16 protein-coding genes are annotated in these 22550 nt (G+C 66.3%); 9 read left to right on the forward strand and 7 right to left on the reverse strand.

Going from position 1 to position 22550, the window contains the following annotated elements:
* Positions 1-117 precede the first annotated feature (117 nt).
* Genes CD932_RS16140 through CD932_RS16150 form a run of 3 tightly spaced genes read left to right on the forward strand, consistent with a single transcriptional unit; the run spans position 118 to position 4837 of the window.
* A complete protein-coding gene (locus CD932_RS16140; RefSeq protein WP_094443825.1) occupies positions 118-1725 on the forward strand; it encodes an acyl-CoA ligase (AMP-forming), exosortase A system-associated in 1608 nt (535 codons plus the stop codon).
* Positions 1722-2960 carry a pyridoxal-dependent decarboxylase, exosortase A system-associated gene (locus CD932_RS16145; RefSeq protein ID WP_094443826.1) on the forward strand — a complete coding sequence of 413 codons (1239 nt, stop codon included), beginning with the start codon at positions 1722-1724 and terminating at the stop codon, positions 2958-2960. Before CD932_RS16140 ends, CD932_RS16145 begins: the two co-directional genes overlap by 4 nt.
* Positions 2957-4837: an asparagine synthetase B gene (locus CD932_RS16150; RefSeq protein ID WP_094443827.1), complete on the forward strand. Its 1881-nt coding sequence runs from the start codon at positions 2957-2959 to the stop codon at positions 4835-4837. Before CD932_RS16145 ends, CD932_RS16150 begins: the two co-directional genes overlap by 4 nt.
* On the opposite strand, the gene CD932_RS16155 is transcribed toward CD932_RS16150, so the two are convergent.
* Both CD932_RS16155 and CD932_RS16160 read right to left on the reverse strand, forming a co-directional pair.
* Positions 4755-5690, reverse strand: coding sequence for a polysaccharide deacetylase family protein (locus CD932_RS16155; protein WP_094443828.1), 936 nt, complete (start codon positions 5688-5690; stop codon positions 4755-4757). The genes CD932_RS16150 and CD932_RS16155 overlap by 83 nt on opposite strands.
* Positions 5687-6988: a putative O-glycosylation ligase, exosortase A system-associated gene (locus CD932_RS16160; protein ID WP_094443829.1), complete on the reverse strand. Its 1302-nt coding sequence runs from the start codon at positions 6986-6988 to the stop codon at positions 5687-5689. Before CD932_RS16160 ends, CD932_RS16155 begins: the two co-directional genes overlap by 4 nt.
* 152 nt (positions 6989-7140) lie before the next feature.
* On the opposite strand from CD932_RS16160, the gene CD932_RS16165 reads away from it, so the two are divergent.
* The 6 genes from CD932_RS16165 to CD932_RS16190 all read left to right on the forward strand — a co-directional run bounded on the left by CD932_RS16165 (position 7141) and on the right by CD932_RS16190 (position 15597).
* Entirely contained in the window at positions 7141-9207 is a 2067-nt protein-coding gene (locus CD932_RS16165; RefSeq protein WP_254926628.1) for a glycosyltransferase, read from the forward strand.
* Positions 9208-9222: 15 nt separating this feature from the next.
* The gene (locus CD932_RS16170) at positions 9223-10698 is read left to right on the forward strand and encodes a lipopolysaccharide biosynthesis protein (RefSeq protein ID WP_094443830.1); all 1476 of its coding nucleotides are present in this window, start codon (positions 9223-9225) and stop codon (positions 10696-10698) included.
* 9 nt (positions 10699-10707) lie between these two features.
* Entirely contained in the window at positions 10708-11787 is a 1080-nt protein-coding gene (locus CD932_RS16175; protein WP_094443831.1) for a glycosyltransferase, read from the forward strand.
* Positions 11777-13306: an MBOAT family protein gene (locus tag CD932_RS16180; RefSeq protein ID WP_094443832.1), complete on the forward strand. Its 1530-nt coding sequence runs from the start codon at positions 11777-11779 to the stop codon at positions 13304-13306. The genes CD932_RS16175 and CD932_RS16180 overlap by 11 nt, the downstream gene beginning before the upstream one ends.
* Before the next feature lie 2 nt (positions 13307-13308).
* Positions 13309-14520 (forward strand): hypothetical protein, encoded by a 1212-nt coding sequence (locus CD932_RS16185; RefSeq protein ID WP_094443833.1) that lies wholly within the window; start codon positions 13309-13311, stop codon positions 14518-14520.
* Between the two features lie 78 nt (positions 14521-14598).
* Entirely contained in the window at positions 14599-15597 is a 999-nt protein-coding gene (locus CD932_RS16190; protein ID WP_094443834.1) for a 2-hydroxyacid dehydrogenase, read from the forward strand.
* On the opposite strand, the gene CD932_RS16195 is transcribed toward CD932_RS16190, so the two are convergent.
* From CD932_RS16195 to CD932_RS16215, 5 genes are all read right to left on the reverse strand, one after another.
* Entirely contained in the window at positions 15594-15941 is a 348-nt protein-coding gene (locus tag CD932_RS16195; RefSeq protein ID WP_094443835.1) for a TfoX/Sxy family protein, read from the reverse strand. The genes CD932_RS16190 and CD932_RS16195 overlap by 4 nt on opposite strands.
* A gap of 118 nt (positions 15942-16059) precedes the next feature.
* Complete coding sequence (locus tag CD932_RS16200; protein ID WP_094443836.1) at positions 16060-16872, reverse strand: class I SAM-dependent methyltransferase; 813 nt, start codon at positions 16870-16872, stop codon at positions 16060-16062.
* Positions 16873-16894: 22 nt separating this feature from the next.
* On the reverse strand, positions 16895-19339 hold the full coding sequence (locus CD932_RS16205) for a glycosyltransferase (RefSeq protein WP_094443837.1): 2445 nt from the start codon (positions 19337-19339) through the stop codon (positions 16895-16897).
* A complete protein-coding gene (locus CD932_RS16210; RefSeq protein WP_094443838.1) occupies positions 19336-20583 on the reverse strand; it encodes a TIGR04063 family PEP-CTERM/XrtA system glycosyltransferase in 1248 nt (415 codons plus the stop codon). The genes CD932_RS16205 and CD932_RS16210 overlap by 4 nt, the downstream gene beginning before the upstream one ends.
* Positions 20584-20613: 30 nt before the next feature.
* On the reverse strand, positions 20614-22542 hold the full coding sequence (locus CD932_RS16215) for an XrtA/PEP-CTERM system amidotransferase (RefSeq protein WP_094443839.1): 1929 nt from the start codon (positions 22540-22542) through the stop codon (positions 20614-20616).
* Positions 22543-22550: the final 8 nt, after the last annotated feature.

Raw genomic sequence — 22550 nt, forward strand, 5'->3', positions numbered from 1 at the left:
TGCCTCCGGGCCGTGTTAGTTGATAAAAGTCAAGAACCGCAGCGCCGTTTGTCCCAATCATAGGGGATGCATGAAATGCATCATGCCTGTAGCGGGTTTGACCATGAAGGGAAGACGATGGCAACACTGATCCATGACTTGATCTTCGAGACGGCGCGCCGTCTGCCCGCCGCGCCGGCGCTGTCGTACCAGGGCGCGCAGCTGACTTACGGCGAACTGGCGCAAGGCGTGCGCGACTGCGCCGGCGCGCTCCTGCAGCTGGGCTTGCAGCGCGCGCAGCGGGTCGCCGTCTACCTGGAAAAGCGCGAAGAAAATGTGCTCGCCATGTTCGGCGCGGCGGCGGCCGGCGGCGTGTTCGTGCCCGTCAATCCGCTGCTCAAATCCGCGCAGGTCGCCTATATACTGAGCGATTGCGCCGTGGCGATGCTGGTCACCTCGCGCGAACGCCTGGCGCAGCTGGCGCCGGTGCTGGAGCAATGCCCCGCCTTGCACACCGTGATCGTCACCGGCGAACGTGGCCCGGATACCGCCCTGGGCGGCGTGCGGATACTGTCCTGGGCCTCGGTGCTGGAGCTCGGTTCCGACCTGCCGATGACGGCACAGGCCATGATCGACCAAGACATGGCGGCCATTTTATACACCTCGGGCAGCACCGGCCGGCCCAAGGGCGTGGTGCTGTCGCATCGCAATATGGTGGCCGGCGCGCTCAGCGTCTCGAGCTACTTGCGCAATACGCCGCAAGACCGTCTGCTGTGCGTGCTGCCGCTCAGCTTTGACTATGGGCTGAGCCAGCTGACCACGGCCTTTGCCAGCGGCGCCTGCGCCGTGCTGATGAATTATCTGATGCTGCGCGATATCGTCGAAACGGTGGAGCAGGAAGCCATCACGGGCCTGGCAGCGGTGCCGCCGCTGTGGATACAGCTATCGCAGCTGAGCTGGCCCTTGTCGGCATCCTTGCGCTATATCACCAATTCGGGCGGCGTGATGCAGCCGGGCACCGTCGACAAGCTGCGCGCGCAACTGCCGCGCACGCAAATCTTTTTGATGTATGGCCTGACGGAAGCGTTTCGCTCGACTTACCTGCCGCCGGAACAGCTGGAAACGCGCCCCGACTCCATCGGCAAGGCGATCCCGAACGCCGAGGTGCTGGTGCTGCGTCCCGATGGCAGCGTCTGCGACGACGAGGAGCCCGGTGAGCTGGTGCACCGTGGCGCGCTGGTAGCGCTCGGCTACTGGAACGATGCCGCGCGCACTGCCGAACGCTTCAAGCCGCTGCCGCCCCGGGCGGATGGCCTGGTACTGCCCGAACTGGCCGTCTGGTCGGGCGACACGGTGCGCCGCGACGCCGACGGTTATCTGTATTTCGTGGGCCGCAATGACGAAATGATCAAGACCTCGGGCTACCGGGTCAGTCCGGCCGAGATCGAGGAAGTGGCCTATGCCAGCGGCCTGGTCGGCGAGGCGGCTGCGCTCGGCGTGCCGCATCCGCTGCTGGGCGCGGCGATTGCCCTGCTGGTGACCGCCGCGCCTGGCGTGGCCCTGGGGCGCGAGGCGCTGCTGGCGGCCTGCCGGCAGCGCCTGCCTGCCTACATGATGCCGCTGTGGCTCGAGATCCGCGGCGAGCCGCTGCCGCGCAATCCGAATGGCAAGATCGACCGGGCGCTGCTGGCGCGCGAGATGACGGAGCTGGCCGAGGTGTTGAGCACGACCGGAGAACGGCCATGAACGCGCGCGGCCTGCCCGTGCATGCGGCCCTGCAACAACTGGCGTCGGACGGCGATGTCTTGCGCTTCGGCGGCCTGCCGCTGACGCGCCTTGCCCAGCGCATCGGCAGCACGCCGTTCTATGCCTATGACCGCGCGCGGATCGCACAGCGGGTGGCCAGCCTGCGCGCTGCGCTGCCGCCGGGCGTGCACCTGCATTACGCCATGAAAGCCAATCCCATGCCGGCCGTGGTGCAGTGGCTGGCCGGCCTGGTCGATGGCATCGACGTGGCCTCGGGCGGCGAGCTGGCCACCGCGCTCGACACCAGCATGGCGCCGGGCGCCATCAGCTTTGCGGGGCCAGGCAAAAGCGAGAGCGAACTGGCGCGCGCGGTGGCGGCGGGTGTGCTGGTCAATGTCGAGTCGGGCATGGAGCTGGAAAAGCTGGCGCTGGCCAGCGAGCGGCTGGGCGTGCCGGCGCGCGTAGCCGTGCGGGTCAACCCCGACTTTGCGCTGCGCCGTGCCGGCATGCGCATGGGCGGCGGCGCCCAGCCCTTCGGCGTCGATGCGGCGCTGGTACCGGCACTGTTGGCGCGCATCGGCCAGCTGCAGCTGGATTTTCACGGTTTTCACTTGTTTTCCGGTTCGCAAAACCTGTCGGCTGCGGCCCTGGCCGAAGCCCAGGCGGCCAGCGTTGCGCTGGCGCTGCAGCTGGCCCAGGCGGCGCCGGGACCCTTGCGCGTGCTTAATATCGGTGGCGGTTTTGGCGTGCCGTATTTTCCCGGCGACACGCCACTGGAGCTGGCGCCGCTGGCCGACAATTTGCAACGGCAACTCGACAAGCTGGCCGAGGCGGCGCCCGATGCGCGCCTGAATATCGAACTGGGCCGCTATCTGGTGGCCGAAGCCGGCATCTATGTGTGCAAGGTCATCGAACGCAAGCTGTCGCATGGCCAGGTGTTTCTGATCACCGATGGCGGCTTGCACCATCACCTGGCCGCCTCCGGCAATTTTGGCCAGCTGATCCGCAAGAACTATCCGGTGGCGATCGGCAACCGCCTGCACGGCGGCGAGCGCGAAGTGGTCTCGGTGGTGGGGCCGCTGTGTACGCCGCTGGACTTGCTGGCCGACCAGATGGAGATGGCGCGCGCCAGCGAGGGCGACCTGGTGGTGGTGTTCCAGTCGGGCGCCTATGGCTTGACGGCCAGCCCGAGCGCCTTTCTCGGCCATCCGCTGCCGGCCGAGGTGCTGGTATGAGCGGCCTGTGCGGTTGGCTGGGCGCCAGTCCCGCATCGATGCAGGTCATGGCCGCGCCCCTGTCGCGCTTTGATCAGGCGCCATTGCAGCAGCACACGGGTGAGAAAGGTGCGCTGGCGGTGGCCGCTGGCGAGGGCGCCGCGCATCTTTATCAGCACGAGGAGTTATTGATCGCGCTCTGGGGCCGGCCCATGCTCGGGGAATCGACTGTCGCCGTGGCGCAGCGGCTGGCGCCGCTCTGGCTGGCGCGTGGCGCCGCAGCCTGCGCCGCCTTGTCCGGCGAATTTGCGCTGGCCATCGTTGATGGCGCAGCAGGCGAGCTGCTGCTGGCGGTGGACCGGGCCGGCACTTATCCGCTCAGCCATGTGTCCAATGAACAAGGCGTCTTTTTTTCTTCCTCGCACGATGCGCTGCTGGCCCATCCTGCCATCCGCGGTGCGCTCGATCCGCAGGCCCTGTATCACTACCTGTTTTTCCATATGGTGCCGGCGCCTGGCACGGCGTATCTGGGCTGGCAGCGGCTGTTGCCGGGCGAATACCTGCATGTGCGCTCCGGCAGGCAGTGCAAGGGCAGTTACTGGTCGCTGGTCTTCCAGGAAAACACCCGCGCCACCTTTGCCCGCCGCCAGCAGGCGTTCCTGAACACCTTGCGCCTGGCGGTGGAATGCAGCCTGGGCGATACGGCGGAGCGCACCGGAGCTTTTCTCAGCGGCGGTACCGACAGCTCCACCATTGCCGCCATCGTCGGCCAGGTAACGGGCTCGGGCGCGCGCACTTATTCCATCGGCTTTGACGCACCCGGCTACGATGAAATGGATTACGCCAGGCTGGCCGCCAGGCACGCCGGCTGCGTGCACCATGAATACTATGTGACGGCCGACGATGTGCTGGCGGCGATTCCTTCCATGGCGGCCGTGTTCGACCAGCCGTTCGGCAATGCCTCGGCGATTCCCGCTTATTATTGCGCCAGGATGGCCCGCGAGGACGGCATGACGCGCATGCTGGGTGGCGATGGCGGCGACGAATTGTTTGGTGGCAACGAGCGCTATGCGCGCCAGGCCTTGCTCTCCAGCTATGAATGCCTGCCGGCCATGCTGCGCCAGGGGCTCATCGAGCCGCTGCTGTTTCGTGCAGGCTTGAGCCGGCCATCGCGTCTGGGCAACAAGGCGCGCAGCTATATCAAGCAGGCCACGATGGCGCTGCCGGCGCGGCTGGAAAGCTATAACCTGCTGCAGCGCTATGGCCATCGCACGGTGCTGGAAGATGCTTTCCTGGAGACCATCGACCCAGGCATGGCCCTGGATTGCCTGAACAGCGCCTGGTGGCAGCGGCCTGAATGCAAGCTGAGCCAGATCAACGCCTTGCTGGCGCTCGACATGCGCTTTACCCTGGCCGACAACGACTTGCCCAAGGTGCGCAAGGCCTGCGAACTGGCCGGCGTGGAGGCGGCTTTTCCCTTCCTGCACGATGCGATGGTGGCGTTTGCCGCCAGCCTGCCGCCCGGCGACAAGCTCAAGGGCATGCGGCTGCGGCCGTTTTTCAAGCAGGCCCTTGCCGGTATCTTGCCACCGGCCATCGTGCGCAAGAAAAAGCACGGTTTCGGCCTGCCGTTCGGCCTGTGGCTGCAAAGCCATGCGCCGCTGCGCGAGTTTGCCTTTGACAGTCTGGCCCAGCTGCGCCGGCGCGGCATCGTGCGCCCCGGCTTTATCGATGATCTGCAAGGGCGCTTGCTGCTGGAACATCCCGCCTATCACGGCACCATGGTGTGGATACTGATGATGCTGGAGCAATGGCTCAGCGCCCATGCACGGGGCTTTGCCGCCGGTTCTGGCGCAACCGCCACAGAAACGCCAGGCGTCCTCGATCCCACGGCGTAAAGCGGGGCAACTGGAACAGGTCCAGCCCGGGGGCTGACCGTGCCACGCCCCAATCTGTGGCCACGGCCGCCGTAAAACCGAGGCTTTTGACGATCTCGACATGGGCCGGCCCGTAATCGCGGCCGGCCTTGCCGTTCGGATAGGCAAACAGGGTCACCGGTGCTTGCAGCAGCAGCTCGAGCTCGCGCTTGCCGTTGGCAATGTCAATGCGCGCGGCGCGGTTGGACATGGCGGCCAGGATGGGGTGGCTGACCGTGTGTGCGCCGATGCCCATGCCGGCGCCATGCAGCCGCTGCAGTTGAGAAGTGCTCAGCATCGCATGGTCATTGCCGCACGTGGCGCTGCCGGCGCGCCGGCCGATATCGACCGCCAGGCGCTGGCGCTGTTCGAAAGGCAGGTATTTCAAGCGCCCCAGCACATGCCCGATGGCGGCGCGGCGCTGCTCCAGGCCGGCCAGCGGCAGGCTGCCCAGGCCCAGGTCGCGCAAGTCCAGCGTATCGCCCGGCGCATGGCGCACGGCGGCGATCACCCGGTCATTCCACATCTGCCCGCCATTGAGGTAGCCGGTGGCGATAAAGAAGGTGGCGTGCAGGCCATATTGTTGCAGCAAGGGCAGGGCATGGTCAGCGTTGTCGGCATAGCCGTCGTCGAACGTGATGCAGGCCGCGCGCGGCGGCAGGCTGCCGTCCTGCAGGCGCTGCAAGGCCAGCGGCAGGGGCAGCACCGCATAAAAACGCTTGAGCAGGCGCAACTGGCGTTCGAACAGCGCACGGTCGACTTCGCCGGGGAACAGCGGATCGGGCCGGGCCAGTACCCGGTGGTAGATCAGGATCGACAGCGCGGCCCCGCTCATGGTTGGCCTGCCATGCTCGATGCTGCCTGCTTGCTGGCTTTGCGCAGCGGCACAGTGCGCTGCGCCTGCACATGCTGCTCGACCAGAATGCGGGTGGCGATCAGCGCCGCCATCAGGTAATACGGCAGGTCGAAATACAGCAGGCTGAGGAAGGCGCCGCCGACCGCAAAGCCGACCATGCTGGCCTGGCACATGGTCGCCAGCCCCAGCGCCCAGGCCAGTTCGGGCTTGCCACGCGACAGTCTGATAATGGCGGCGGCCGTGCGCCAGGTGGCCCAGCCCAGCGCCAGGTAGATCGCCAGGCCCACAAAACCGTGTTCGCCGAGGGCCTGGAAATAAATGCTGTGCGCCGCATGCACGTCCTGCGGGTTGGGCGCATAGCGGGCAAAGATGCCAGGATCGGACACGTCGAAGCCGCCGCCCAGGAAACGGTCGCGCGCCAGGTTCCAGGCCATTTGCCAGGCGTTCAGGCGGCCCTGGGCCGAGCTGTCCTCATGGAAAGTGTTGATGGTGTCCATGCGCTCGGCCCAGCGTTCGGGCATAAAGGCCAGCAACAAGGGGCCGAGCAGGCACAGCAGCGCACCCAGCGCCAACTTTTTGCCGCTCTTGAGCCACATGAACAGACACATGGCGGCAATGGCCAGCAGGCCGCCGCGCGAATACGAGCCGAGCGCGGCCAGGGCGCTGAGCACCATCGCGCCGGTGAGCCCATGGCGCACCCAGCGCTTGGCGCTGCTTTGCTGCAGGTAATACATCAAGGGGATCGTGATGATCAGCGCCAGGGCCAGCGCATTGTTGTCGCCGATAAATGTCGCTTCCGGCCCCCACACCCGCTCCGTGCCGCCGCTGCGGATGGTAAAGATGCCGCCCTTGACGCCGTAAAAGCCGATCGACACCACCAGCACCCACACCAGCCTGACGATATCGGCGCGCGTGCGTATCACCATCATCACCACAAAGCTCATCAGCATGATCTTCATGACCTTGTTCCACTGCACCCATGACGGCCCCGGCAGCAATGCAAACGGCGCCGTCACGTTCATCCACAGCACGAACAGCAGCAGCAAGACGCTGACAGGCGTCATCGGCAGGCTTTTGGGCGTGCGGGACAGCAACATGCTGGCCAAGGTGGTCACGGCAATGATCATCGCGAACGGCAGCTGGGTGGCAAAGCCCCACCCTTGCGTATGGGGATTCATCACGCTGACCCAGACCCACATCAGGGCGCCATAGGCGGGCGCCTTGAAAATGAAGGGGAGGGAGCCGAACACGATCAGGGTAATCAGTATGTCGCGCATGGAGTGTAGTGTTCCTGGCTGGCGGTGTCGCCTAGTGTTATCGCATCGCAGGCACTGAGCATTGACGCCTGTCAACGGCTGGGGAAATTGGCTCAGTACACTGCTCGGTAACCTTGCCTTCCCTGACTACTCTCATCACAGGAGACGCGCGCTTGCTGACCGTACTGATGGCGACCTACAACGGCGCCGCCACCTTGCCTGACGTGCTGCGCGCGTACACGGCGCTGGCCGCGCCCATGGGGGGCTGGCGCCTGGTGATCGCCGACAATGGCAGCGGCGACGATACCGGCGCCATACTGGCCGCCTTCCGCGGGCGCTTGCCCTTGACTACTTTATACGTGGCGCGGCGCGGCAAGAATGCGGCCTTGAACGCCGCGCTGGAACTGGTGTTGCGCGAGGGCGGCGACGGCCAGGAATTATTGGTATTTACCGATGACGATGCGATTCCCCGGCCCGGCTGGCTGCGTCGCCTGCAGCAATGCGCCGCGCGCCAACCCGGCCACGCCCTGTTTGGCGGCGCCATCGTGCCGGCCTGGCGCGTGCCGCCCGCGCCCTGGCTGTTGCAGCACACGCCTGCCGGCTTGACGTGGGGACTGACCGAAGCGGGCTTGCCGGACGGCCCCATCTATCCTGGCCTGGTGTGGGGCGCAAACATGGCGGTGCGGCGGCGCATTTTTGCCGAAGGCCTGCGCTTTGACGACAGCATCGGGCCCAACGGCGCCAGCTACGCCATGGGCGGCGAAGTCAATTTCAACCTGCGCCTGGCGCAAGCGGGCCATCTGGCCTGGTTTTGCCCCAAGGCCTGCGTGGCCCATATCATTCGCGCCCACCAGGTGGCCGAGCCGTGGGTGCTGCGGCGCGCCTGGCTGCATGGACGGGGACGCTTTCGCCAGCAGACATCGGCCAGCGTGCCGCGCTGGATGCTGGGACGCTTCATGCGCGACAGTCTCGGGTGGCTGGCGGCCTGGCTGCGGCGCGACCGGGAACAGGTCTTCGTGCGGCGCTGGGAACTGGCCAATATCGCTGGCTATTGCCAGGAAGCATGGCAAGGCAGGGAGCGGCGCCGCGCGCGCATCCTGATCACCAGTTATTCGGGTGAACTGGGCGGCATGGAGTTGCGCATGGCGCAGGAGGCAAGCATGCTCGACGGCGCCGGTTACCACAGCCTGCTGGCGCTGCGCCGTTTTGCCGGTTTTGAGCGGTGGGCGCAGTTATTGCGGGCCCGGCAGGTGCGCATCAGCGTGTACCAGCCGCCGCTGTTCATCGAGCACTGGCCCTGGCGCCGGTTTAACCTGCTGCGCGCCTGGCTGACGGGCGCCTGGCGCTTGCGGCGCTATCGTGCCGACCTGGTCCATGTGGCGTTTTGCTGGACGGCCTATGGGGCGTCGATCCTGTGGCAGGCCAGCCGCTGCCGATTGCCGGCGGTCATCAGCGTGCACAATGCGTTTCCCCTGGAGCCGTTCAGCGCCTGGCAAAAGCCCCTGCTGGCCAAGGCCATGCGCTGCGTGAAAGGCGTGTATGCGGTGTCGCCGTCGGCGCTCGAGCACTTCATGGACCTGTACCGCGACATGCTGGCCCCTGGCACGCGCCTGGCCGTGATACCGAATGGCGTCGATACTGAACTCTTTATCGTTTCCCCTGCGCGCAGAAGGCAGGCGCGCGAGCAGCTGGGCTTGCCGCAAGACGCGCTGGTGCTCGGTTCGGTGGCCAGGCTGTCGCCGCAAAAGCGCCCCGCCGCGCTGCTGGCGATGTTCTTGCGCCTGCTGCCGCGCTTTCCCCAGCTCTATCTGGTGCTGGCCGGCACCGGGCCGCTGGAGGCGGCGCTGCGGCTGCAGGTGCAGGCGGCCGGGGTTGACGGCAAGGTGATCTTCACCGGCTACCAGGCCCGCATCGAATTGCTGATGCCGGCCTTCGACCTGCATTTGCTGCTCAGTCGCAACGAAGGCTTCGGCATCGCCACCGTCGAGGCGATGGCCTGCGGCGTGCCGGCGGTGGGAACCGATGTGCCCGGCACCCGCGATATCCTGCACGATTGCGCCGGCGGCCTGCTGCTGCCGCTGGACGATGAGTTGGCCGCCTGCGAGGCCGTGGCCGATCTGCTGCAGGATGGGCCACGGCGCGCGCTGATGGCGCTGGCGGCCCGCCAGGAGGCCGAGCAGCGCTATTCGATGCCGCGCCTGGAGCGGCAGTTGCGCCAGTTCTACGCCGGCCTGGTCTGACCGCCGGGATTGACTATGAGCGCCACCCGCCACTCGCTGCTGTTTTCGTTTGCCGAAAAATACACGGTGCTGCTGCTGGGCATCGTTGCCACCATGATCTTGTCGCGCCTGCTCACGCCAGCCGAAGTGGGCGTGTATTCGCTCGGTGCGGTGCTGGTGGCGCTGGCCCAGGTGGTACGCGATTTTGGTGTCGGGCAGTATCTGATCCAGGAAAAGCAGCTCGATATCGTCAAGCTGCGCGCGGCGCTGGGCACCAGCGTGCTGGTCGCCTGGCTGCTGGCGCTGCTGGTGTTGGCCACCAGCGGGCCGTTGGCCGACTTTTACCAGGAACCACGCTTGCGGCTGGTGCTGCAATTGCTGTCGATTAATTTTGTATTGATCCCGTTCAGCGCCCTGGCCATGCCCATGCTGCGCCGGCAGCTGCGCTTTCGCGCCATCTACGCGATCAATGCGGCAAACAGCGTGACCAATCTGGCGGTGGCGGTGGGGCTGGCGCTGCTGGGCTACAGCTACATGAGCATGGTGTGGGCGGCGCTGGCGGGCACGGCGGCATCCCTGTCGGTCAGTCTGTTGCTGCGGCCGCGCGAACTGCCGTGGTTGCCGGGGCGGCAGGGCATGCGCACGGTGGCGGCGTTTGGCGCGTACGCGACCGGAGGCGGGCTGATCGATGAGGCCAGCGTGGCGGCGCCGGACCTGATCATCGGCAAGCTGATCGATATCGAAAGCCTGGCGCTGTTCGGCAAGGCCACCAGCGTGCTCAATATGTTCAACCAGATGATTACCAGCGCCATCTCGCCGGTGGTGTTTCCACTGTTTGCCGCCCACGAGCGTGCCGGCGGGCAGGGCGGTGCCGGGCCGGCCTATCTGCGCACCGTCAGCTATATGACGGCCCTGAGCTGGCCGTTTTTCTTCTTCCTCGCCTGCATGGCTTTGCCTTTGGTCAAATTGCTGTATGGACAGCAATGGATCGCCTGTGTGCCCTTGATCCGCATCATGTGTCTGTCATCGGCCGTCTATAGCATGTTCAGCATGGCACGCTACCTGCTGGTGGCCACCGGCAAGATGCGTGTGCAAGTCGGCATCGATGCCTGGTCCGGCGTGCTGAAGGTGGCGCTGGTGCTGGCGGCGGCGCCGTTCGGCCTGGTGGCGGTGGCGTGGTCGGTGGTGCTGGCGCTGCTGCTGCGCAGCGCGCTCAGCTACCGCTCGCTGCACGCGGCCTGTGGTCTCGACTGGCGATTGCTGCTGCGAACGGTACAAAAAAGCTTGCTGTTGTGTGCTTGCAGTGCGCCGGCGCCGCTGCTGGTGGCGTTCTGGTTGCCGGACGAGCTGCCCCACGCCATGCCCTTGCTGGCGCTGCTGGGCACGGCCCTGGCCACCTTGCTGTGCTGGATCGCCGGCATTTTTCTGTTGAAACATGACCTCGCTGCCGAGTTTTTGCTGCTGCAGCGCAAGCTGGCCGGCAAGATGCTGGCGGCCAGGACACCGCCCTGAAGGAAAACCATGCGAGTCGGCATCCTGTCTTATCCCATGCTGTTCCAGCGCGACGGCGGCCTGCAGATACAGGTGCGCGAAACCGTCGCCGCCCTGAACCGGCTGACGCCCAGCCCCGGGCGGCCGTTGCAGGTGCGGCTGGTGGACGCCAATCACGACCGGCTGGCCGAGTACGATCTGATCCATGTGTTTTCCGCAATTAACGGCAATTTTCGCATCGTTGAAATGGCCCATGAGCTGGGCTTGCCGGTGGTGCTGTCACCGTTGCTGTCGCCGGGCTGGAACCGCGCCACCGCCAGGCGCGCCGAACTGGCGGACCGCCTGGCGGGCCGGCTGACGGACTGGATGGTGCAAACCAGCTATGCCCAGAGCCGGCGCGCGCTGCAGTTGTCGACGCTGGTGCTGGCGCTGGGCGAAGCCGAGCGCGAGGCCATCGTGCAGGGCTTCGGCGTGGCGCACGAAAAGATCCGCGTCTTTCCGAATGGCGTCAATCCGCATTTCTTTACAGCCAATGGCGACCTGTTCCGGCGCGAGACGAGCATTGCCGGGCCGTTCGTGCTGATGGTGGGCAGCATTTCGCCGTACAAGAATCAGCTGGGCCTGGCGCGCGCGCTGGCGGGCGGCGCCTTGCCGGTGGTGCTGATCGGCGCCGCGCCGCGCCACGAATTGCCGTATTTGCAGCAACTGCTGGCCTTGCAAAATGTCACCTGGCTGGGCAGCCTGGAGCACGCCGATCCGTTGCTGGCCAGCGCCTATCATGCGGCCGCCGTGGTGGCCTTGCCCAGCCAGGGCGAGGTGATGCCTTTGTGCGTGCTCGAAGCGCTGGCCGCCGGCACGCCGGTGGTGATGACGTCGCAAAGCGCGCTCGACTTGCCCGATTCGGCCTTTGCGTTGCGCAAGGTGCACTGGGACGACGGTCCCGCCCAGCGACTGGCCATCGAGCAACTGGCGGCCCGGCCGCCTGAACGCGCAACCGTGCAGGCGCTGGTGGGCCAGTTCAGCTGGGACCGGGTGGCCGCGCAGATCGCCGACTGTTATTTCCAGCTGCATGCCAGCAGCGCGCCGGCCGGGAGGCGCCATGCTGTTTAATTCCTTCAGTTTTCTGTTTTTCTACCTGCCCATCGTGCTGGCCGGCTACTTCATGCTGGGGCGATTCGGCAAACCGCTGTTGCCCGCCGCCTGGCTGGCGGCGGCATCGCTGTTTTTCTACGGCTACTGGGATGTGCGCTACTTGCCCTTGCTGCTCGCCTCGATTACCGTCAATTACCTGGCAGGGCGCCTGATCGGCGCGCGCACCGGGCCGGCCAGAAAGCGCGTGCTGGTCGCCGCGCTGGCGGCCAACCTGTGCCTGCTGGCATATTATAAATACGCCAATTTCTTTGTCGACAGCGTCAATGCCTTGACCACTGCGGCTGGCGCTGGCGGGCTGCCGCCGCTCGACATTGTCCTGCCGATCGGCATCTCTTTCTTTACCTTCACGCAGATCGCCTTTCTCGTCGATTGCTACCGGGGCGAGGTGCGCGAATACCGCTTTATCCATTATGTGTTGTTCGTCAGCTACTTTCCGCACCTGATCGCCGGGCCGGTGCTGCACCACCGGGAAATGATGCCGCAATTTGCCGATGCGGCCAATACGCACCCGCATGCCGGCAATTTCGCCATCGGCCTGTCGATTTTTGTCGTCGGCCTGGCCAAAAAGGTGCTGATTGCGGATAATTTATCGCCGATGGCCATCCCCGTGTTTGCCGCCGGCGCCGAACCGACCCTGATCGAAGCGTGGGTCGGCGTGCTGGCCTATACCTTCCAGCTGTATTTTGACTTTTCCGGCTATTCGGACATGGCTATCGGCCTGTCGCGGCTGTTCGGCGTCAAGCTGCCGCTCAATTTCAATTCGCCTTATAAAGCCGTCAATATCGCCGAATTCTGGCGCCGCTGGCACATGACCTTGTCGCGTTTCCTGCGCGACTATCTGTATATCGCGCTCGGCGGCAGCCGCCGCGGGCTGGCCATGCGCTACCGCAACCTGATGCTGACCATGCTGTTGGGTGGCCTGTGGCACGGCGCCGGCTGGACCTTTGTCATATGGGGTGGCTTGCATGGCGTGTACCTGGTGCTGCAGCAAGCCTGGCAGCAGCGCTTCGGCGCGGCGACGGGGCGCTGGTGGCCGCCGCTGTTCACCTTCCTTGCCGTCATGCTGGCCTGGATCTTTTTCCGTGCGCCCGACGTGCACACGGCCTGGGACATCGTCGGCGCGCTGTTCGGCGCCAATGGCGTGAGCCTGCCGCGTGGCCTCGAAACGCTGGCCGCGCCGCTGGCGCGGTGGGGCTGGCAGCCCGCCTTCGACGGCATACGCTGGATACAGCTGGCCGGCCCAGGCCTGCCGGTGCTGTTGCTGGCCATGCTGCTGGCCTTCAGGGCGCCCAATACGCAAGAAATATTTGTTCATTACGAGCCATGTATTGAAAAAATATTTCATGATGGCGGCGTGGGCCGCCGTGCCTGGCACTGGCGCCCCACGCGCCGCTGGAGCCTGGGGTTTGCGGCGCTGTTTGTTGCCTGCATCTTTGGCATGAACCGCGTCACCGAATTTCTCTATTTTCAATTCTGACCATGGATACTGCCGACACCATTTCCGCCCGCCGCTATGTGGCGCTGTTCTGCGGCTGCGCCGGGGCCGCGCTGGCCATCGTCGCCATCCTCAATTACCAGATCGATCCGTATCTGCTGCACCAGTGGGACAGCCCGCTGCTGCAGCGGCTGCAACCGACGCGCGAAAAACTCAGCGTGTGGGGCAAGACCTATGCCGTGGCGCGCTACCGGCCGGCGATCGTGTATATCGGCAATTCGCGTACGGAAATGGGCCTGCCGGCCAGCGTGCACGGGCTGTTCGATGGCAAGACCGTGTTCAACAGCGCCGTCTCGGGCGCCTCCATCGGCGACGCCATGCTGCTGGCACGCCATGCGGCGCGGGTCAGCCATGTCGACACCATGGTGTGGGGCATCGACGCACCCTCGTTTTCCATGGAGCAGGGCTCGGCCGGCATCGAACCGGGCCTGACCGAGGACGGCCCGGCCTTTTTCGTGCGGCGCGCCTTGCTCAATGTCAAGCGCGGCCTGACGGTCGACATGACGCACGACACCCTGCGCTTGCTGCAAGGCAGCTTCGGCAGCGTCTGCCTGTCGAGCCTGGCCTTGCATGGCCAGCGTGACCATCGCTGTTTCAGCGACCGCATCAAGGGCTGGGGCGGCACGGCGCCAGCCATGGTGCCGCGGTTGCAGGAGTTCGGCGCCGGCGCCGGCCCCACGCCGGATGCGCTGCGGGCGTTCGACGCCACCGTAGGCAAGCTGTGCCGCGACGGCACGCGCCTGCGCCTGTATATCAACCCCACCCACGCGCTGACGATGGACGTGCTGTACTGGCGCGGCAAGTGGCCGGCCATGGAACAGTGGCAACGCGACATCACACAGTTGACGGAGCACCACCGCGCCCAAGGTTGCGACCTGCGCCTGCATGATTTTTCCGGCTTTAACAGCATCACCAGCGAAGCGATCCCGCAATTTGGCGGCGCGCGCGAAATGCGTTACTACTGGGAAGCGTCGCACTACCGTGACAATGTGGGCCGCATGATCCTGGCGCGCCTGTTCGGCAGCGGCGATGGCGAGCCCGTGCCGCCCGAGGACTTTGGCATCGAACTGACCAGCGAGAACCTGGCCGCGCATCAACACGCCATGCGCGCCGCGCGCGACCGTTTTCATCAGGAGCATCCACAGGAAACGGCGTTTGTGCGCAAGCTGATCACCTTGCCGCGCGTGCAGCCATAGCCTGTGAACCTGGCGTCGCCGGGCACCGTTGCGCTATGATGGCGTTTTTGTCATCAGTCGCCACAATTGGGAAGCACCATGAAAATCGCCTTCTTTGGCAGCCAGCCCTATGACCGCCGCTTCTTCGATGAAGCCCTGCTGTCACGGTCCGATGCGTCCAGCATCGAACTGGTCTACCACAGCGCCTTGCTCGAAGCGGAGACCGCCATCCTGGCGCAGGGCGCCGAGGCCGTTTGCGTGTTCGTCAACGATGTGCTCGACGCCACCGTGCTGGCGGCCTTGCATGGCCATGGCGTGCGCGCCATCGTGCTGCGCTGCGCCGGCTATAACAACCTGGACCTGGCAGCGGCCAAACGCCTGGGCTTGTTTGTCGCTCGCGTGCCCGCGTACTCCCCGGAAGCGGTGGCCGAACACACCCTGGCCATGGTGCAGACGCTGAACCGCCACACCCACCGCGCCTACGCCCGTGTGCGGGAAGGCAATTTTTCACTGGACGGTTTGCTGGGGTTTAACTTGTACGGCAAGACGGTGGGCATCGTCGGCACCGGCAAGATCGGCCTGGCCACGGCGCGCATTTTCAAGGGTTTTGGCTGCACGGTACTGGGCCATGATCCGTACCCGTCATCGGAATTTTCCCATCTTGGCAGCATGGTCGACTTGCCACGGTTGCTGGCCGAGTCCGACATCGTCTCGCTGCATTGCCCGCTGATGGACAGCACGCGCCATCTGATCGGCGTGGCCACCTTGCCGCAGATGAAGCGCGGCGCCATGCTGGTCAATACCTCGCGCGGCGCCCTGATCGATACGGGCGCCGTGATCGAGGCACTGAAATCGCGCCAGCTCGGCGCCCTGGCGATCGACGTGTACGAGCAGGAAAGCAGCCTGTTCTTCCACGACCATTCGTCCGATATCATCGACGACGATGTCTTCCAGCGCCTGATGACGTTCCCGAACGTGCTCGTCACCGGCCATCAGGGCTTCTTTACCATCGAGGCCCTGCGCGAAATCGCCGCCATCACTTTTCATAATCTCGATTGCTATCGCAATGGCAGCGATTGCGCCAACAGCGTGGACTAGCTTGGCGTCGCTTTCTTTTTCGGTGCAGTTTTCGGCTTGGGCAAAGGCAAGGCGTCGGTGGTGCGCCGTGCCAGCTGGGACAGCCACTCGCGCTCATCCCACTGTTCGCCGCCGATCAGGAACCAGGGCTTCGCTTGTGGATAGGGCGGCGCTTCGTGTGGCGAGCCTATCCAGGCCCGTCCCGCTGCAGTCGGTTTGATGTAGAGCTGGTCGTCGGCGACGATGGCAAACATCTTGCCATCGCAATACAGGCCGGTTTCGCCGAACATTTTCTTTGCCACCAGCGCGCCCGCGCCGGCCATCTGGTCGAGCAGGAAGTCGACCGTGGATTGCTGTGATGCCATCGTTGCTCCTTGAGAGCTTCCAGTGTAGCGTGGAAATCGGCGACACGGCGCCAACATCGTTGCAGGATGAACGCCACCGTCCATCGCCCCATCCAGCGCCGAATGACCATCCTGGCGCTCAGTGCATCTGCGCCAGGATGGTTTGCCGCTGCCGTGGCTCAGGCGGCGCATCGTCGTGCACGGTTTCCTTGACCAGGCGTGCGCAGCCTTTTTCACAGGCCAGCAGCGACTGCCGCAGCAAGGGAAATTCGCTGCGCCAGCGCCGCAGAATGGCTTGCTCGTCGGCGCGCGCGGCGTCGTCGAGGTAGACGGCGGCGCCTGGCGTCAGGCGGGGGAACAGCAGCGGGCCGGCCGGATAGCGGCTCTGCGTGCCGGCCGCCTGCGGCGGGCCGTCGATCACCAGCATGTCGACCGGCAGCCCGTGCGGCAGGTGATCGGTGCTGTACCATGGCCAGGTTTCACCTTGCAGTTGATGCGCGCGCAGCGGCGCGTCGATGACCTGCGCCCAGCCCGACAAGCCGTGGCGCGCCAGTTCGGCGCGCGTGCGCGCCGCATACTCCGGATCGTGCTCCAGGCTGTAGACCTGGCCCGCGCCCTGCAGCTGCATGCAGCGCGCCAGCACCACGGTCGAGGCGCCGCTGCTGCATTCGAGCACCACCTGCGGCCTGGCCGTTTGCGCATGGCGCGCCAGCTCCAGCAGGAAGTCGGGCGAGCCGGCCCAGCCCCGCGTGCGCGGCAGGCTTTTGTCCAGTTTCAGTTCGCGCTGCAAGCCGTCGAGCGCTTCGAGCTGGCGAAACAGGGTGGCCGGCGCGTTGTCGGCCTGGTCGCGCAGCTGGTGCGCCAGCAAATGGATCAGGCGCACCTTGTGCAAGGTCCAGGCGCAGAGCACTGCGGTGAAAGCGAGCAGCAGGACAATGATGTAGTCGGACATGACGGGACCTTTCAGTGAAAAATCAGGTGATCTTGCTGATGACGTAACGGTATTTGCCCGAGGCTTCGGCGGCGATCTCGTCGACCTCTTCGATATCGACCGCCACCTGTGCGCCCAGCCTGGCCTGGAAACCGCTCACGATGGCCGCGCGCGTTTGAGCGTCCAGCGCCGGCAGGCAGGCGAGCTGCACGCGCGTATGGAGCAGGCTTTCCTGGATGATCTTGAAGCCGCGCACCTGCGGCAGTTCGCGCAAGATATATACCAGCGCCAGGCCGTGCATCACGGTGCCGTCGGTGGCAGTGAGAAAATCGGTGCTGCGGCCCTCGATTTTCTGCAGCAGCGGCAAGCCGCGCCCGCAGCGGCAGGCTTCGACACCGAGCGCGCCGACGTCGCCGGTGGCATAGCGGATAAACGGATAGTCGCGCGTGGCCAGATGGGTGACGACGATTTCGCCGAGGCTGCCCGCTGGCAGCGGCTGGCCGGCGCTATCGACGATTTCGACGATGATGTCTTCGGCCGTGATATGCATGCCGCCGTGCGGGCATTCGTGGGCGATAAAGCCGGCGTCGCGCCCGCCGTAGCCGTTGGCCACCGGGCAAGCGAAAGCGGTGGCGATCTGCGCGCGCTGCTCGTCGTAGAGGCGTTCGGAGGTGACGAAGGCGACCTTGACGCCGAGGCCATCGAGCGCCACGCCGTGCGCGCCGGCGTGGCTGGCGAGGCGGCACAGCGCCGAGGGGTAGCCGAACAGCATGCGCGGGCGCAGCCGCCGCAGCCGTTTGACAAAGCCATCGACCGTGGCGGGCGACATGGCGAACGCCGGCAGCAGGGTGCTGCGCAGCAGCCAGTCGCGCAGGCGGCGCAACCGGTCCTGGGCGTGCAGCTCGATGGGCGACCCCCACAACACCACTTCGCGCTCGCCGATATCGACGCCCCACCAGCGCGTGGCGCGCCACTTGGCGGCGATATCGTGGCTGATGCGCCGCCGCCCGAGGAAAAACAGCAGCGGCTCGCCACTCGAGCCGCCGGTGGCAAACGGGCGCAAGCCACTGGCGCGGTCCGACTTGAAGGCCTCGCGCGCGGCGCTGATGTCGCGCTTGCGCAGCAGCGGCAGGCGCGCCAGGTCGGCCAGGCTGCGCACCTGGCGCGGATCGAAGCCGAGGCGCTGGAACAGCGCGCCGTAATAGGGCACGTGGGCGCCGGCATGGCGCAGCAGGCGGCGTAGCCGGGCCAGGCGCCAGCGTTCGAGTTGCTGCGCACTCCACCATTGCGAACGCTCCATGCGGCGCAGCAGGCGCACGCTGTCGTGCCGCTTGAGCTTTTCATGCAGGGGAAACAGCCAGTGGGCCACCAGGCGCGCGTAGCCTGACGGGCGCGGCGCGGCCAGGATGCGCCGGTACAGCGTCGCCAGTTGCGGCGCTACATGCCGCCAGTCGAACTGCGCCGCATGCGCCAGGCCATGATCGACCAGCCGGCGCGCCTGTTGCGGCTCGCGCAGCAGCGCCAGCATGGCCTGCGCCATGGCCGGCGCGTCGCCGGGCGACACCAGCAAGCCCGTCACGCCATGCTGCAGCAAGGCCGGAATGCCGCCGACATTGGTGCTGACCACCGGCACGCCGCAAGCGAGCGCTTCGAGCACGGAAATGGGCATATTGTCGGCCAGGCTGGGATTGAGCACGATATCGCAGGCCTGGTACAGCGCCGGCATGGCGTCGTTGGCCAGCGGGCCGGCAAACCGCACCGCCTCGCTCAAGTCCAGGCCCGCAGCCAGGGCTTCCAGCGCGGCGCGCTCGGGGCCGTCGCCTGCCAGCACCAGGCGCGCGCCAGGATAGGCCTCGCGCACGATGGCAAACGCGCGCACGGCGCTGGCGTTGTCGTACAGCGCCTGCAGATGGCGCGCCACCAGGATCACGGGGCCGCCTTGCGCGCGCTCGTCTTTGGCCGGGGACGGGGCCGGGCTGAATCTGCGCAGGTCGACCACATTGGGCACGATATGGGCGGCATGGCCGCACTGTTCGAAAATTTCCTGCAGAAAGCGCGATGGCACGGCGATGGCGTCGGCGCGCAACAGGCTGGCGTCGACCAGGCGCCGATGGCGGGCAAAGAAGGCGCCGGCCTCGCCGCCACGATAATTGAGCAGCACCGGTTTGCCGCACAGGCTGGCGACCCACAGCGCCGGCGCGCCCTGCAAATGCCAGGACCAGCCCGAGTTGGCCATCACGTGGAACAGGTCGACGGTGCGGCTGGCGCGCCACAAGCGCCACAGGAACACCGGCAGGCGCAGCGCCGCGCGCAGGTAGCGCACGCGCTCGAGCCAGGCTGGCAGCACGCTGGCGTTCACAGCCAGCAGCTGGACCTTGGCCCCCTCGGCGCGCAACAGGGCGGCCAGTTGCGCCGTCTGGTTGGCCATGCCGCCGGCCGGCGGCGCCTGAGGGCCGACCAGGGCGATGCGCATGCCGGAGAGCATCATCTGCTGCGCTCCGCCGGCTGCCGCGCCATGCTGGCGGCCGGGTGCGGCGCCGTCAAGCGTCGGTAGAGCTCGGCGTAGCGCGCCACGCTGCCGGCCCAGCTGCGCTCGCGTTCCACATAGGCGCGCGCCCGGTGGCGCAGCAAGGGCCAGCGGGCCGGCTGGTCAAGCAAGGCCAGCACCGCTTGCGCCAGCGCATCGGTGTCGTTGGCGCGAAACAGCACGCCGGTCTGGCCGTCCCTGATCAGTTCGCGGTGACCGCCCACGTCCGAGGCGGCCACCAGCCGCCCTTGCGCCATCGCCTCCAGCGGTTTCAAGGGGGTGACCAGTTCCGTCAAGCGCATCGGCAGGCGCGGGTACACCAGCACGTCGATCAGCTGATAATACTGCGCCACCAGCTCGTGCGGCACCCTGCCGGCAAACACGACCTGGCCGGCAACGCCCAGTTCAAGGGCCAGCGCGCGCAGCATGGCATCTTGCGGGCCGCCGCCGGCGAGCAGCAGGCGCAGCCGTGGCTGCGCAGCCAGCATGCGCGGCATGGCGCGCAGCAGCAGGGCCAGGCCTTCATAGGCGTAAAACGAACCGATAAAGCCGATCACAAGGTGATCTTCCAGGCCCAGATTGCGTGCCAGGCCCGGCTGCGCCGGTGCGATATTGAACGCTGCGGTATCGACGGCATTGGGAATCACGGTGATTTTGTCGGGCGGCAGGCCGCGCGCGCACAGATCCTGGCGCAAGCCTTCGCAGATGGTGGTGATGGCGTCGGCGCGGCGCAGCGCATGGTTTTCCAGCCAGCGTGTGAGGCGGTAGCGCAGGCCACCGGGCCGGCTGCTGCCATGGTCGGCTGCTGCGTCTTCCCAGAAGGCGCGTACTTCGTAGACCACGGGGATGCCCAGCGCGCGCCCCACCTTCAATGCAGCGAGGGCGTTCAGGGCCGGCGAGTGGGCGTGCAGGATATCGGGCTTCATCTGCTGCGCGAGCTGGCGCAAGCGTTGCGCCAGGCCCCGCACCACGCTCCACTGGCGCAGCACGGGCAGGCGCGCCCACCATTGCCGGCCGGGCGCGGTACGATAAAAGTGCCAGCCGTCCACAAGCTGTTCCTGCTCCTCGGTGCCGCCCTGCTTGGCGCCTGTGAGATGCAGCGTGTCCCAGCCCAGCGCGCGCTGCTGCGCCAGGATGGCCACGGTGCGAAAAGTGTAGCCGCTGTGCAGCGGCAGCGAATGGTCGAGTATGTGCAGGATGCGCATGGGCATTTCCGTGTCAGCGATGGTTGGGTCTCAAGCGGTGGCCAGTTCCCGCACGGTGGCGGCGGGCAGCGGCAGCACCTGGCGCAAAAACGATTCGAACATCAGCAGCGACCATAGCGGCGCGCTATGGTCGCGCCGGCCACTACCATGTTGCTCGATCAGCTGTTGGATATAGTCGATGTCGAACAGCGCGCATTGGGCCATCACCGGGCTGGTCAGCCGTTGTTGCAGGCGTTCGCGCAACGGGCCGCGCAGCCAGTCGGCCAGTGGCACGGAAAAGCCCATCTTCTGGCGGTACAGCAGGTCGTCGGGCAGCAACGGGCGCAGCGCTTTTTTCAGCAGGTATTTGCCGGTGCCGCGGTACAGTTTCAGTTGCGGCGGCAGGCCCGACATCCATTCCACCAGCTCGTGGTCGAGCAGGGGCGAGCGCACCTCCAGCGCGTGCGCCATGCTGGCGCGGTCGACCTTGGTCAGTATGTCGCCGGGCAGATAGGTTTTCAGGTCCAGGTATTGCACTTGCGACAGCGCATCTTGCGCGGGGCTGGCCAGGGCGTGGCGGCGCAGCACCTCTACCGCGCGATAGCCTTGCAGATTGCGCCGCAGTTCCGGGCTGAACAGGCGCGCGCGCATGGCGTCGCCCAGAATGCTGACGCCATGAAAGTAGGCATCGGTGGTGTCGCGCGCCAGGCCCTCGAAGGTGGTCTTGGCGCGCAGGAAGCGTGGCGCCCAGTCGGCCTTCGGGTACAGCCGGCCCAGGGTGCCGAACAGCGACTGGCGCATGCCCAGCGGCAGCATGGCGCGCACTTTTTCTTCGCGCGCATGCAGGTTGTAGCGCCGGTAGCCGGCCAGGCTTTCATCGCCGCCGTCGCCCGACAGCGCCACCGTGACGCGCCGGCGCGCCAACTGGCATACGCGGTAGGTGGGCATGGCCGAACTGTCGGCGAACGGCTCATCGTACAGCGTGGCCAGCAGGTCGATCAGTTCGAAATCGTCGGACTCGACTTTTTGCGCGTGATGCAAGGTGCCATAGCGGCGCGCCACCATGCTGGCGTATTGGGCCTCATTGTAGGCCGGGTCGCCAAACGAAATCGAGCAGGTATTGACGGGGGTGCTGCTTGAGCCAGCCATCATCGCCACCACGGCGCTCGAATCGACGCCGCCCGACAGGAAGGCGCCCAGCGGCACTTCGGCCACCATGCGGATACGCACCGCTTCGCGCAGGCGCGCCAGCAATTCGTCGGCCGCCCGCGCTTCGCTCGCTGGTGGATGTTGCACGAAGGGCACGTCCCAGTACTGGCGTGGCGCCGGCAGTGGCTGGCCGGCGCGGATGGACAACGTGTGGCCCGGGGGCAGCTTGTGCGCGTGGCGAAAGATGCTGCGCGGCTCGGGCACGTAGCCATACGCAAAATAATCCTCTACCGCCAGCGGATCGAGCTCGCGCGGCATGGCCGGATGGGCCAGCAGCGCCTTTAGTTCGGAGCCGAAGGCCAGGGTGCCGTCGGCAAGTTCGCCATAGTACAAGGGTTTCACGCCGAGCCGGTCGCGCGCCAGGAACAGCAGGTGGCGCCGGCGGTCCCACAGCGCGAACGCGAACATGCCGCGCAGGCGCTCCACGCATTGTTCGCCCCATTGTTCCCAGGCGTGCACGATCACTTCCGTGTCGCTGCTGGTGCGGAACTGATGGCCGAACTGGCGCAGTTCGGCCATCAGCGCGCGGTAATTGTAGATTTCGCCATTGAAGACGATGGCCACGCTGCGGTCGGCATTGAACAGCGGCTGCTGGCCGCTGGCCAGATCGATGACGGACAGGCGCCGGTGACCGAGGCCCAGCCCCGGCTCGCGGTGCATGCCGTCCTCGTCCGGCCCGCGATGGCGCAAGCTGTTGGTCAGGCGCGCCAGCAGCTTTGCTTCGATGTCGCGCTGGCCTTGCAGATCAAAGATGCCGACGATGCCGCACATGGAGGTCC

This window comes from Janthinobacterium sp. PC23-8, from assembly GCF_002250505.1.
Lineage (GTDB): Bacteria > Pseudomonadota > Gammaproteobacteria > Burkholderiales > Burkholderiaceae_D > Janthinobacterium.

Bases quoted from the DNA above. Each gene is read 5' to 3' on its own strand.
- CD932_RS16140 (WP_094443825.1), top strand. From the start codon at position 118: ATGGCAACACTGATCCATGACTTGATCTTCGAGACGGCGCGCCGTCTG.
- CD932_RS16145 (WP_094443826.1), top strand. From the start codon at position 1,722: ATGAACGCGCGCGGCCTGCCCGTGCATGCGGCCCTGCAACAACTGGCG.
- CD932_RS16150 (WP_094443827.1), top strand. From the start codon at position 2,957: ATGAGCGGCCTGTGCGGTTGGCTGGGCGCCAGTCCCGCATCGATGCAG.
- CD932_RS16155 (WP_094443828.1), bottom strand. From the start codon at position 5,690: ATGAGCGGGGCCGCGCTGTCGATCCTGATCTACCACCGGGTACTGGCC.
- CD932_RS16160 (WP_094443829.1), bottom strand. From the start codon at position 6,988: ATGCGCGACATACTGATTACCCTGATCGTGTTCGGCTCCCTCCCCTTC.
- CD932_RS16170 (WP_094443830.1), top strand. From the start codon at position 9,223: ATGAGCGCCACCCGCCACTCGCTGCTGTTTTCGTTTGCCGAAAAATAC.
- CD932_RS16175 (WP_094443831.1), top strand. From the start codon at position 10,708: ATGCGAGTCGGCATCCTGTCTTATCCCATGCTGTTCCAGCGCGACGGC.
- CD932_RS16180 (WP_094443832.1), top strand. From the start codon at position 11,777: ATGCTGTTTAATTCCTTCAGTTTTCTGTTTTTCTACCTGCCCATCGTG.
- CD932_RS16185 (WP_094443833.1), top strand. From the start codon at position 13,309: ATGGATACTGCCGACACCATTTCCGCCCGCCGCTATGTGGCGCTGTTC.
- CD932_RS16190 (WP_094443834.1), top strand. From the start codon at position 14,599: ATGAAAATCGCCTTCTTTGGCAGCCAGCCCTATGACCGCCGCTTCTTC.
- CD932_RS16195 (WP_094443835.1), bottom strand. From the start codon at position 15,941: ATGGCATCACAGCAATCCACGGTCGACTTCCTGCTCGACCAGATGGCC.
- CD932_RS16200 (WP_094443836.1), bottom strand. From the start codon at position 16,872: ATGTCCGACTACATCATTGTCCTGCTGCTCGCTTTCACCGCAGTGCTC.
- CD932_RS16205 (WP_094443837.1), bottom strand. From the start codon at position 19,339: ATGATGCTCTCCGGCATGCGCATCGCCCTGGTCGGCCCTCAGGCGCCG.
- CD932_RS16210 (WP_094443838.1), bottom strand. From the start codon at position 20,583: ATGCGCATCCTGCACATACTCGACCATTCGCTGCCGCTGCACAGCGGC.
- CD932_RS16215 (WP_094443839.1), bottom strand. From the start codon at position 22,542: ATGTGCGGCATCGTCGGCATCTTTGATCTGCAAGGCCAGCGCGACATC.